We start from the raw sequence: 12,379 nt of genomic DNA on the forward strand, positions 1-12,379 counted from the left end.
GCTTTCAAGCGTGGCCGCCGAGACCTCTCAAACCTTCAGGCGGAACGGGTTGAAATTCGTGCCGCGGTCGAAGTAATCCTCGTTCTCCTTGCGCTTCAGGAAACCGACGACCCGGTACGTCACCGGCGTCATGACGACTTCCCAGCCAGTCTTGAGGAAATACTGGGCGATGATCACGGACAACAATTGCTGGTTCGACCAGATGCCATAAAAGGCGATCACGTAGAACAGGCCGGAGTCGACGAACTCGCCGCAGATGGTCGAGCCGATGGTGCGCATCCAGAGATGCTTGCCGCCGGACTGCACCTTCATCTTGGCCATCACGTAGCTGTTGACGAAGCTGCCGCACCAGAAGGCCAGCATGGAGGCAGCCACGATGCGCGGCGTATTGCCAAACACGCCCTGCAGGTGGGACTGGTACTCGGTATTGAACGGATCGGCCGCCGGCTTCAGCGACAGCACCACCACCGACATGAACGAGGCAAAGGCCAGCGCGCCGAAGCCCGCCCAGATCACCCGCCGGTCGCGGCCGTAGCCGTACACCTCGGTCAGCACGTCGCCGAAGATGTACGAGACCGGGAAGAACAGCACGCCCGCCCCGAAGGTGACCGTTCCCAGCAGCGGCAGCGTCACCTCGGCCGCCTTGGCCGCGCCGATCAAATTGGAGCACAGCAGGACCGTGACGAAGGCCGCCATCACGAAGTCGTAGTACTTGTACTGCCCGATCGGGCGCGGTGGAGTGGTTGTCATTCTCGCAGGCCGTGGGGTGGGTTAGATGCGGAGTTACAGGAAAAGCTTGTAAGCGGGATTGTCGCTCTCGTCCCAGTGGCGGTATCCCAGCGTCGACAGGAATTCGCGGAAGGCTTTCATCTCCTTCTTCGGCACCTGCAGGCCCACCAGGATGCGGCCGACGTCGCCGCCCTGGTTGCGGTAATGGAAGAGGCTGATGTTCCAGTTGGGCGCCATGCTGTCGAGGAAGCGCATCAGCGCGCCGGGACGCTCGGGAAACTCGAAGCGGTACAGCAGTTCGTCGTGCGCCAGCGGGCTCTTGCCGCCGACGAGGTGGCGGATATGCAGCTTGGCGAGTTCGTCGTGCGTCAGGTCCAGGGCGCGGAAGCCGTGCTTCTGGAAGTTCTTGAGGATCTTGCCGGGCTCGTCGCGGTTGGAGATCTGCACGCCGACGAACACATGCGCCTCGCGCGAGTCGCTGATGCGGTAGACGAACTCGGTGACGTTGCGCGGGCCGACCTGCTCGCAGAAGCGCTTGAAGCTGCCGCGCTCCTCCGGGATGGTGACGGCGAAGACCGCCTCGCGGGCCTCGCCCACCTCGGCGCGCTCGGCGACGAAGCGCAGGCGGTCGAAGTTCATGTTCGCCCCGCAGGCGATCGTGACCAGGGTCTCGCCGCGGATGGGCTTCTTGGAGCCCTGCGAGCGCTCGATGTATTCCTTCGCCCCGGCCACCGCCAGCGCGCCGGAGGGCTCGAGGATGCTGCGCGTGTCGGTGAACACGTCCTTGAGCGCGGCGCAGACCGCGTCGGTGTCGACGGTGATGATTTCATCGACGTACATCTTCGCCAGGCGGAAGGTTTCCTCGCCGACCAGCTTGACGGCCGTGCCGTCGCAGAACAGGCCGACGTCGGGCAAGGTGATGCGCCGGCCCGCCTTGAGGCTGCGCGCCATGGCGTCGGAATCGGTGGATTGCACGCCGATGATCTTGATGTCCGGGCGCACCGCCTTGACGTAGGCCGCCACCCCGGAGATCAGGCCGCCGCCACCGATGGCGGCAAAGATCGCATGGATGGGGCCCTGGTGCTGGCGCAGGATTTCCATGCCGATGGTGCCCTGGCCGGCGATCACGTCCGGGTCGTCGAAGGGATGGACGAAGGTCAGCTTGTGCTTCTTCTCGAGGGTGATGGCGTGGTTGTAGGCATCGGTGTACGAGTCGCCGAACAGCACGACTTCGCCGCCGCGCGCCTTGACCGCCTCGATCTTCACCGGCGGCGTGGTGGTCGGCATGACGATCACCGCGCGGCAGCCGAGGCGGGCGGCCGCCAGCGCCACGCCCTGCGCATGGTTGCCGGCCGAGGCGCAGATCACGCCGCGCTTGAGCTGGGCCGGGGACAGGTGCGCCATCTTGTTGTACGCTCCACGCAGCTTGAAGCTGAAAACGCTCTGGATATCCTCCCGCTTGAAGTAGATCTGGTTGTCCATGCGCTCCGAGAGGGTGGGAGCGTATTCGAGCGGGGATTCGACCGCCACGTCGTAGACGCGGGCGGTCAGGATTTTCTGGAGGTAGTCGGTAGCCATGCTGTGATTGTCTGCGCTTCTGTCTTGGTGATGCCGGATCGGGAAATGGGGCAAAAGAACCGGTCATTATAATGGAGCGCTCCCAGCCATGGCCTTGCCGGACTGATATTGACCATATCAGCCATCAACACCTTGTCCTGCCATTGACCTGTTCATTACCGCACCGATGATCGAATCCGCCATCCGCTGGCTGTTCAGCTACCTTGCCATCCCCGACGTCGGGCTGACGTCGATCTTCATCATCAGCACCGTCTCGGCGACCCTGCTGCCGCTCGGCTCCGAGCCGGCGGTGTTCGCCGTGGTCAAGGCCAATGGCGCGCTGTTCTGGCCAGCGATCCTGGTCGGCACCGCCGGCAACACGCTAGGCGGCATCATCGACTACTTCATGGGCTACGGCGCCAAGCAGGCCTTCGCCGCGGAGCGCCGGAGCCGCTGGTTCGGCTGGCTGGAACGCTTCGGCGCCAAGGCCATGCTGCTGGCCTGGCTGCCGGGCATCGGCGATCCGATCTGCACCCTGGGCGGATGGCTGAAATTGCCCTTCTGGCCCTGCGTGGCCTACATGGCCATCGGCAAGTTCCTGCGCTATCTCCTCATGACCTGGATGCTGCTGAACGTCCCCGACGGTTTCTGGCGCAGCCTCACGAACTTGTTCTAGCGGAAACGAAAGCCAGCCCAAAGCAACAGATATGGCGAAAAAGTGAACAAAATCGCGGACTTGGCCTCAGGGAGTGTAGGGCTGTTGCCTCCTGGTGCGTTGCAATAAGCTAAAATGAACCCTTTGCGGCTCCGCTTTCCGGCGGCATGTCCGGAAGCGATTCCCGAGCCGAGCCGTCCTTCCAGGGTTGACCCGATTTTCCGATGAACGCCCCCGCACAAATCCAGGCTTTGCTCGCCGACACCCCGACCGGGGCGGCGCCCACGCGCTTGCGCGAAATTCCCTACAACTACACCTCGTTCTCCGATCGCGAGATCGTGATGCGCCTGCTGGGCGAAGCGTCCTGGCAGATCCTCGACGAACTGCGCGGCGAGCGCCAGACCGGCCGTTCCGCGCGCATGCTGTACGAGGTCCTGGGCGACATTTGGGTGGTCCGCCGCAATCCCTACCTGCAGGACGACATGCTCGACAACCCGCGGCGCCGCCAGGAATTGATCGATGCCCTCAACCACCGCCTGGCCGAGGTCGAGAAGCGGCGCCTGCACACCGAGACGGCCAGCGCCGATCCGCAGGGCGCGCGGCGCAGCGCCAACGTCGAGGTGCTGGTGCGCGCCGCCCGCAAGGCGGTGGCCGACTTCGCCGAGGAATTCCGGCAGACCTACGACCTGCGCAAGCGCGCGGTGCGCGTGCTGGGCCGCTACACCGCCAAGGACAACATCAAGTTTGACGGCCTGTCGCGCGTTTCGCACGTGACCGACGCCACCGACTGGCGCGTGGAATATCCCTTCGTCGTGCTCACGCCCGACAGCGAGGAAGAAATGGCCGGCCTGGTCAAGGCCTGCATCGAGCTCGGCCTGACCATCATCCCGCGCGGAGGCGGCACCGGCTACACCGGCGGCGCCGTGCCGCTGACGCCGATGTCGGCCGTCATCAACACCGAGAAGCTGGAGCAGATCGGCGCGGTCGAAATGACCCTCCTGCCCGAGGTCGACCGTCCCTACGCCACCATCCATACCGGCGCCGGCGTGGTCACCAAGCGCGTGTCCGACGCGGCCGAAAAGGCCGGCTTCGTGTTCGCCGTCGACCCGACCTCGGCCGAAGCCTCGTGCATCGGCGGCAACGTCGCTATGAACGCCGGCGGCAAGAAGGCGGTGCTCTGGGGCACGGCCCTCGACAACCTGGCAAGCTGGCGCATGGTCGACCCCAACGGCGACTGGCTCGAAGTCACCCGCATCGGCCACAACCTCGGCAAGATCCACGACGCGCCGGTGGCCCGCTTCAAGCTGGAGTGGACCCATCCCGCCGAGAAGGGCGCAAAGTCCGGCGCTCCCTTCCGCACCGAGATGCTGGAAATCGAAGGCCGCCGCTTCCGCAAGGAAGGCCTGGGCAAGGACGTCACCGACAAGTTCCTCGCCGGCCTGCCGGGCATCCAGAAGGAAGGCTGCGACGGCCTGATCACCTCGGCGCGCTGGATCCTGCACAAGATGCCGAAGCACACGCGCACCGTCTGCCTCGAATTCTTCGGCCAGGCGCGCGACGCCATTCCGTCGATCGTAGAGATCAAGGACTTCCTCGACGCCGAGACGAAGAAGGGCGGCGCCATCCTCGCCGGCCTGGAACACCTCGACGAGCGCTACCTGCGCGCGGTCGGCTACGCCACCAAGTCCAAGCGCGGCATCCTGCCCAAGATGGCCCTGTTCGGCGACATCGTCGGCGACGACGAGGAAGCCGTGGCGCGCGCCGCCTCGGAAGTGATCCGCATCGCCAATACCCGCGTCGGCGAGGGCTTCGTCGCCGTCAGCCCCGAAGCGCGCAAGAAATTCTGGCTCGACCGCGCCCGCACCGCCGCCATCGCCAAGCACACCAACGCCTTCAAGATCAACGAAGACGTCGTGATCCCGCTCGATCGCATGGGTGAGTACACCGACGGCATCGAGCGCATCAACATCGAGCTGTCCATCCGCAACAAGCTGCAGTTCGTCGGCGAGCTGAAGGACTTCTTCGCGCAAGACAGCAGCCATCTGCCGCTCGGCAAGAGCGAGGATGCCGAAGCCAACGACATTCCGCCCGAGGAACTGCTGGGCGACCGCGTGGCGCAGACGCGCGCATTGATCGACCTGGTGCAGGCGCGCTGGTCCTACCTGCTGGACAACCTCGACAAGCCGCTCAGGGACGCGCACGACGACCTCGCCGCGCTGCAGATCCCGATGATGTGGGTCGAGGAGCGCATGCAGCGCCAGCCCGACGCCATCATCTTCCACGTGGTACAGGACCGCACCATCCGCGTGTCCTGGAAGGCCGAAATCCGTGCCCAGCTGCGCCAGATCTTCAACGGCGCCGCCTTCAAGCTGATCCTCGACGAAGCCGCCGCCATCCACAAGCGCGTGCTGCGCGGCCGCGTGTTCGTCGCCCTGCACATGCACGCCGGCGACGGCAACGTGCACACCAACCTGCCGGTGAACTCCGACCACTACCAGATGCTGCAGGACGCGCATGCCGCGGTGGCCCGCATCATGGTGCTGGCGCGCTCGCTCAACGGCGTTATCTCCGGCGAGCACGGCATCGGCATCACCAAGCTCGAATTCCTCACCGAGTCCGAGATCGCCGACTTCCGCGACTACAAGAAGCGCGTCGACCCGGAAGGCCGCTTCAACAAGGGCAAGCTGCTCAACGACCCGGACATGCCGGCCGACCTGCGCAACGCCTACACGCCGTCCTTCGGCCTGATGGGCCATGAATCGCTGATCATGCAGCAGAGCGACATCGGCGCCATCGCCAACAGCGTCAAGGACTGCCTGCGCTGCGGCAAGTGTAAGCCGGTCTGCGCCACCCATGTGCCGCGCGCCAATTTGCTTTACTCGCCGCGCAACAAGATCCTCGCCACCTCGCTGCTGGTCGAAGCCTTCCTCTACGAAGAGCAGACCCGCCGCGGCGTGTCGATCAAGCACTGGGAAGAGTTCGAGGACGTGGCCGACCACTGCACCGTCTGCCACAAGTGCGTCAATCCCTGCCCGGTGGACATCGACTTTGGCAACGTCTCGATGAACATGCGCAACCTGCTGCGCAAGATGGATAAGAAGTCCTTCAACCCCGGCACCGCGGCGGCGATGTTCTTCCTCAACGCCACCGATCCGCAGACCATCAACGCCACCCGCGCGGCGATGACCGGCCTCGGCTTTAAGGCGCAGCGCTTCGCCAACGACATGCTGAAGAAGGTCGCCCGCAAGCAGACCAAGGCGCCGCCCGCCACCCATGGCAAGCCGCCGGTCAAGGAGCAGGTGATCCACTTCATCAACAAGAAGATGCCGGGCAACCTGCCCAAGAAGACCGCGCGCGCCCTGCTGGACATCGAGGACGACAAGGTCGTGCCGATCATCCGCAACCCGCAGACCACCACGGCCGACACCGAGGCGGTGTTCTACTTCCCGGGCTGCGGTTCGGAGCGCCTCTTCTCCCAGGTCGGCCTCGCCACGCAAGCCATGCTGTGGCACGTCGGCGTGCAGACCGTGCTGCCGCCGGGCTACCTCTGCTGCGGCTATCCCCAGCGCGGCTCCGGCCAGTACGACAAGGCCGAGAAGATGATGACCGACAACCGCGTGCTGTTCCACCGCGTCGCCAACACCCTGAACTACCTCGACATCAAGACCGTGGTGGTGTCCTGCGGCACCTGCTACGACCAGCTGCAGAGCTATGAATTCGAGAAGATCTTCCCGGGCTGCCGCATCATCGACATCCACGAATACCTGCTCGAGAAGGGCGTGAAGCTGGAAGGCGTGGATGGCGTGCGCTACATGTACCACGATCCCTGCCATACGCCGATGAAGCAGCAGGACCCGATGAAGACGGTCAATGCGCTGATTACCACCGTCGACGGGCAGAAGGTCGAGAAGAACGAACGCTGCTGCGGCGAATCGGGCACCTTCGGCGTCAGCCGCCCCGACATTTCCACGCAGGTCCGTTTCCGCAAGGAAGAGGAAATGCGCAAGGGCGCGGACAAGCTCCGGAACGATGGCTTCAAGGGCGAGGTCAAGATCCTCACCTCCTGCCCGTCCTGCCTGCAGGGCCTGAACCGCTACAATGAAGACGCGGACACGACGGCGGACTACATCGTGATCGAGATGGCGAAGCACCTGCTCGGCGAGAACTGGCTGCCCGAATACGTGGCGCGCGCCAACAGCGGCGGCATCGAGCGCGTGCTCGTCTGACCGCGGCGCGCAACGATGAGCGACACGCCAGGCGCCGCGTCCGCGGATGAAGGAGATGTATCCATGGGAAAACCGGCTTGCGAACTCTGCGCCCATCCCGGCGGAGAACTGATCTACCGGGATGACAACTACCGCATCGTCCTGGTGGACGACGAGCGCTATCCCGGCTTCTGCCGGGTGATCTGGAACGGCCACGTCGCCGAGATGACCGACCTGCCATCGTCCGCCCGGGCCATCCTGATCGCCGCGGTCTGGCAGGTGGAGGAGGCGGTGCGCGAGGTCATGTCGCCCGACAAGATCAACGTGGCCAGCCTCGGCAATGTCGTGCCCCACCTGCACTGGCATGTCATCCCGCGCTACGAGAACGACGCGCATTTCCCCAACCCGATCTGGGGCGAGGTGCGGCGCACGCCGGTCTCCGCCGACCTGGCGAAACGCCGCGCCCTGCTGCCGCGCCTGCGCGAGGCCCTGCAGGAGCGCTTCACCAACTCGCTGCTCTGAAAAGGGCGGCGACCGACGCCGATCACCAACCACATACGCACCCGATGGACGATACCAAGACCATGCCGACCGCGCTGACGGTCCACAAGCAATCCCGCACGATGGAAGTGAGCTTCGACACCGGCGAAACCTTCGTGCTGCCCTTCGAACTGCTGCGCGTGTATTCGCCGTCGGCGGAAGTGCGCGGCCACGGCCAGGGACAGGAAGTCTTGCAGACCGGCAAGCGCAGCGTCGGCCTCCTCGACCTGCAGCCCGTGGGCAACTATGCGGTCAAGCCCAGCTTCAGCGACGGCCACGATTCCGGCCTGTATTCGTGGGACTATCTCTACTGGCTGGGCAAGAACCAGCCGGAATTGTGGGAAGACTACCTGCAGCGCCTCGAAGCCGCCGGCTTCACCCGCGAAACCGGCCGCGACGCCCCCATGGCAGCGGGGAGCGGCCATAGCTGCGGACACTGATCCCCGGCTTCCCGCCATGACGGGAATCGCGTCCAAGGGAACGCTTGCCATGCAGGCATGGTCTTGACTTGTATAATGCAGCCCACCAACCACAGGGCTTTCCCATGACCAATACGACGCACTTCGGCTACCAGACCGTTGCCGAGGAAGACAAGGTACAAAAGGTCGCGGAGGTGTTCCACTCCGTCGCCGCCAAGTACGACGTGATGAACGACCTCATGTCGGGTGGCCTGCACCGGCTCTGGAAAACCTTCACCATCGCCCAGGCGGGCGTGCGGCCGGGATTCAAGGTGCTCGACATCGCCGGCGGCACCGGCGACCTCGCCAAGGCCTTTGCCAGGCAGGCCGGACCGACCGGCGAGGTCTGGCTCACCGACATCAACGAATCGATGCTGCGCGTGGGCCGCGATCGCCTGTTGAACAAAGGCCTTGCCATCCCCACCTTGCTCTGTGACGCCGAACGCCTGCCGTTCCCCAGCAATCATTTCGACCGGGTATCGGTGGCATTCGGCCTGCGCAACATGACCCACAAGGACGTGGCGCTGGCCGAGATGCAGCGGGTGCTCAAGCCGGGCGGCAAGCTGCTGGTGCTGGAATTTTCCAAGGTCTGGGAGCCGCTGCAGAAGCCCTACGACGTGTATTCGTTCTCCGTCCTGCCCTGGCTGGGCGAACGCATCGCGAAGGACTCCGACAGCTACCGCTACTTGGCGGAATCCATCCGCATGCATCCTGACCAGGAAACCCTCAAGAGCATGATGGAAGCGGCGGGGCTGGATCGGGTGCAGTACTTCAACCTGACGGCCGGCGTGGCCGCCTTGCATACCGGCGTCAAGCTCTAGGCAGTCCGTCCGAGGCAACGGCCCGGCCGGACGCCATCAAGATCAATCGCAGGAGGCAACATGAAAAAGCTGTTCATTACCCTGGTGGTCACGTTCGCCGCGCTCGGCGCGGCCGTGACGGATGCCGACGCGAAGCGGCTCGGCGGCGGCGGATCCTTCGGCCGCCAGTCGCAGATGAGCCGCCAGGCGGCTCCGCCGTCCGGCACGTCCTCCAACCAGGTCGCGCCGGCAAACCGGCCGGCGCCCGCCGCGACACCCCAGCCGCTGCCGCCCAAGCCCGCCAGCCCATGGCGCAACATCCTCGGCGGCGCGCTGCTCGGCCTCGGCCTCGGCGCCTTGCTGTCGCACTTCGGCCTTGGCGGCGCCATGGCCAGCGTGATCAGCACCCTGCTCATGGCCGCCCTCGTCATCGGCGCGGTGGTGCTGCTGATGCGCCTGTTCCGCGGTAAGTCCGCGGCGCCGCAGCCCGGCTATGCCGGCGACTACGGCAGCGCGCGCGTCGCGCCGGACAGTTATGCCGACGGACAGGTCCGCACGCCGGAAATCGGTTCGCGCCTCGATTCCAGCGGGCGCATCGAACCGCAGGGCCAGCCCTTCCAGGCCCAGCCGTCTTACGGCGGCGGCACGGCGGTGCCCCCCGACTTCGACGCCCCGAGCTTCCTGCGCCATGCCAAGACGTATTTCATCCGCCTGCAGGCCGCCTGGGACAAGGCCGACATCAACGACATCCGCGAATTCACCTCGCCCGAGATGTTCGGCGAGCTGCGCCTGCAGCTGCAGGAACGCGGCGCGTCGCCCAACAATACCGACGTCGTGTCGCTGGACGCCGAGCTGCTGGGCATCGAAACCACGCCGACCGACTACCTCGCGAGCGTGCGCTTCTCCGGCATGATCCGCGAAGCGGAAAACGCGGCGGCCGAGCCGTTCCAGGAAGTCTGGAACCTGTCCAAGCCGCTGTCGGGGCAGGGCGGGTGGGTACTGGCCGGCATCCAGCAGCTTGCCTGACAAGTCTCTGACCATTCGAGCGCTCTGCCGCATTTTCCGCCACGCAAACTGGTAAACTGAGGCCGCCCGCGGAGTCCCCGGGCGGCTTTTCTTTGGTGACCATGATTTCTTCTCCCGCCTCTGCCGCGATCAACCACCTGCTGGCCCAGGAAAGCTGGGCGCGCAACGAACTCATGCGCCATGCCGGCAAGACTGCCGTGTTCGACGCCGGCCTCGCCACGCTGCGGCTCAAGGTCGCCGGCGATGGCATGGTGCAGCCCGCGGGCGCGGACGAACCCGTCCACGTCACCATCCGCGTCAAGCTGGCCGACGTTCCGATGATCCTGCAGCACCGCGACCGCGCGTTTTCCTACGTGCAGATCGAGGGCGATGCCGATTTCGCCAACACCATCTCCCGCCTCAGCGAGAACCTGCGCTGGGAAGCAGAGGACGACCTGGCGCGCCTCATCGGTGACATTCCCGCCACGCGGCTCGTCGCCACCGCAAGGAGCGTCGGCGCGACCGCCGCCGCCACCCAGCGCAAGCTGGCGGAAAACGTAGCCGAATACCTGGTAGAGGAACGCGCCGTGCTCGTGCGGCCGCAGCAGGTGGCGGAATTCGGCGCCGACGTGACCAGGCTGAGGGATGACCTGGAGCGCTTGTCCAAGCGCGTCGAACGGCTCGCCGCCGGCACGGCTTCCGGCGGAGGAAGCCGCTGATGATTTCCAAGCTGTTGCGGGTGCTGAAGATCACCCGCGTCGCCATCCAGTATGGCCTGGACAACATCGCCATGTCCGGCATCGCGCCGCCCCGCATCGCGCGCCTGCTCGAGATGCTGTTCTTCTGGCGCGACCTGTCCCAGCCCCGCGGCGTGCGCCTGCGCCAGGCGCTCGAGGACCTCGGCCCGATCTTCGTCAAGTTCGGCCAGGTGCTGTCCACCCGCCGCGACCTGATGCCGCCCGACATCGCCAACGAACTCGCCAGGCTGCAGGACCGGGTCCCGCCCTTCGACCCCGACCTCGCGATCCTGCAGATCGAGAAGTCCCTCGGCGCCCATCCCGACCGCCTGTTCGCCCGCTTCGAACGCCAGCCGGTGGCGTCCGCATCCATCGCCCAGGTGCATTTCGCCACCCTCAAGGATGGCACCGAAGTCGCGGTCAAGGTCCTGCGTCCCGGCATGAAGCGCACCATCGAGAAGGACATCGCGTTGATGCAGCTCGCCGCCGGCTGGGTGGAAAAGCTCTGGGCCGACGGTCGGCGCCTGAAGCCGCGCGAGGTGGTCGCGGAATTCGACAAGTACCTGCACGACGAGCTCGACCTCATGCGCGAGGCCGCCAACGCCAGCCAGCTGCGCCGCAATTTCAACGGCTCCGATTTGCTGATCGTGCCGGAAATGTTCTGGGATTACTGCTCCACCTCGGTCATCGTGATGGAGCGCATGAACGGCATCCCCATTTCGCAGATCGACCGCCTGGTGGCGGAGGGCGTAGACCTCGGCAAGCTCTCGCGCGACGGCGTGGAAATCTTCTTCACCCAGGTATTCCGCGACGGCTTCTTCCATGCCGACATGCATCCGGGGAACATCCTCGTCTCCATCGATCCCGCCACCTTCGGCCGCTACATCGCCCTCGATTTCGGCATCGTCGGCACGCTGACCGACTACGACAAGGACTACCTGGCCCAGAACTTCCTCGCCTTCTTCCGCCGCGACTACAAGCGCGTGGCCGAAGCCCACATCGAGTCGGGCTGGGCGCCGAAGGAAACCCGCGTGGACGAGCTCGAATCGGCGGTGCGCGCCTGCTGCGAACCCATCTTCGACCGGCCGCTGCGCGACATCTCCTTCGGCCAGGTGCTGCTGCGCCTGTTCCAGACTTCGCGCCGCTTCAACATCGAAGTCCAGCCGCAGCTCGTGCTGCTGCAAAAGACCCTGCTCAACATCGAAGGACTCGGCCGCCAGCTCGATCCCGACCTCGACCTGTGGAAGACCGCCAAGCCCTATCTCGAACGCTGGATGCAGGAGCAGATCGGCTGGCGCGGCATGGTGGCCCGCTTCAAGGAAGAAGCGCCGCACTGGAACAACGTCATTCCGCAGTTGCCCCGCCTGGCGCACCAGCTGCTCAAGCTGCGGGTGGAGGAGCGGGCGGAGGAATCCAGCGAGATGATGCGCGAGCTGGTACAGGAAATGAAGCGCAGCAACCGGATGTTGCGGTTTCTGGTTTATTTTGGGTCGGGGTTGGTGATGGGGTTGTTGCTTGCGTTGTTGTTGATGCGGGGGCAGGTTTGGGTGTATTGAGGGAAGAGGGAGTTGTCCTCGTGTGCACGCCGATGTCGTCCGCGCCGCTCTCTGTCACCTGCGCCTAGCTCCGCCACCCCCGCAACGCTCCGTCATCCCCGCGCAGGCGGGGATCCCATTTCAGCGCCTCACCCCTC

General features: G+C 65.3%; 10 protein-coding genes. 8 read left to right on the plus strand and 2 right to left on the minus strand.

Going from position 1 to position 12,379, the window contains the following annotated elements; all coding sequences use genetic code 11:
* Positions 1-27: 27 nt before the first annotated feature.
* Positions 28-750, minus strand: a complete 723-nt coding sequence (locus tag G3574_RS24995; RefSeq protein WP_163968278.1) for a queuosine precursor transporter — start codon at positions 748-750, stop codon at positions 28-30.
* A gap of 33 nt (positions 751-783) precedes the next feature.
* Positions 784-2,346, minus strand: a complete 1,563-nt coding sequence (gene ilvA, locus G3574_RS25000) for a threonine ammonia-lyase, biosynthetic (protein ID WP_328804858.1) — start codon at positions 2,344-2,346, stop codon at positions 784-786.
* Between the two features lie 127 nt (positions 2,347-2,473).
* Here ilvA and G3574_RS25005 point away from each other — a divergent pair, with 127 nt between their 5' ends.
* From G3574_RS25005 to ubiB, 8 genes are all read left to right on the plus strand, one after another.
* Complete coding sequence (locus tag G3574_RS25005; RefSeq protein WP_163968280.1) at positions 2,474-2,962, plus strand: YqaA family protein; 489 nt, start codon at positions 2,474-2,476, stop codon at positions 2,960-2,962.
* A 203-nt stretch (positions 2,963-3,165) separates the two neighbouring features.
* Positions 3,166-7,167: a DUF3683 domain-containing protein gene (locus tag G3574_RS25010; RefSeq protein WP_163968281.1), complete on the plus strand. Its 4,002-nt coding sequence runs from the start codon at positions 3,166-3,168 to the stop codon at positions 7,165-7,167.
* 63 nt (positions 7,168-7,230) lie between these two features.
* Positions 7,231-7,668, plus strand: coding sequence for an HIT family protein (locus G3574_RS25015; protein WP_163968282.1), 438 nt, complete (start codon positions 7,231-7,233; stop codon positions 7,666-7,668).
* Between the two features lie 44 nt (positions 7,669-7,712).
* Positions 7,713-8,126, plus strand: a complete 414-nt coding sequence (locus G3574_RS25020) for a gamma-butyrobetaine hydroxylase-like domain-containing protein (protein WP_163968283.1) — start codon at positions 7,713-7,715, stop codon at positions 8,124-8,126.
* 104 nt (positions 8,127-8,230) lie between these two features.
* Positions 8,231-8,965 carry a bifunctional demethylmenaquinone methyltransferase/2-methoxy-6-polyprenyl-1,4-benzoquinol methylase UbiE gene (ubiE, locus tag G3574_RS25025; protein WP_163968284.1) on the plus strand — a complete coding sequence of 245 codons (735 nt, stop codon included), beginning with the start codon at positions 8,231-8,233 and terminating at the stop codon, positions 8,963-8,965.
* A gap of 60 nt (positions 8,966-9,025) precedes the next feature.
* Positions 9,026-9,970 (plus strand): Tim44 domain-containing protein, encoded by a 945-nt coding sequence (locus G3574_RS25030; protein WP_163968285.1) that lies wholly within the window; start codon positions 9,026-9,028, stop codon positions 9,968-9,970.
* A gap of 101 nt (positions 9,971-10,071) precedes the next feature.
* Positions 10,072-10,668: a ubiquinone biosynthesis accessory factor UbiJ gene (locus tag G3574_RS25035; protein ID WP_163968286.1), complete on the plus strand. Its 597-nt coding sequence runs from the start codon at positions 10,072-10,074 to the stop codon at positions 10,666-10,668.
* Positions 10,668-12,242 (plus strand): ubiquinone biosynthesis regulatory protein kinase UbiB, encoded by a 1,575-nt coding sequence (gene ubiB, locus G3574_RS25040; protein ID WP_163968287.1) that lies wholly within the window; start codon positions 10,668-10,670, stop codon positions 12,240-12,242. Before G3574_RS25035 ends, ubiB begins: the two co-directional genes overlap by 1 nt.
* Positions 12,243-12,379: the final 137 nt, after the last annotated feature.

It is taken from the genome of Noviherbaspirillum galbum, from assembly GCF_010974945.1.
Classification (GTDB): Bacteria; Pseudomonadota; Gammaproteobacteria; order Burkholderiales; family Burkholderiaceae_D; genus Noviherbaspirillum; species Noviherbaspirillum galbum.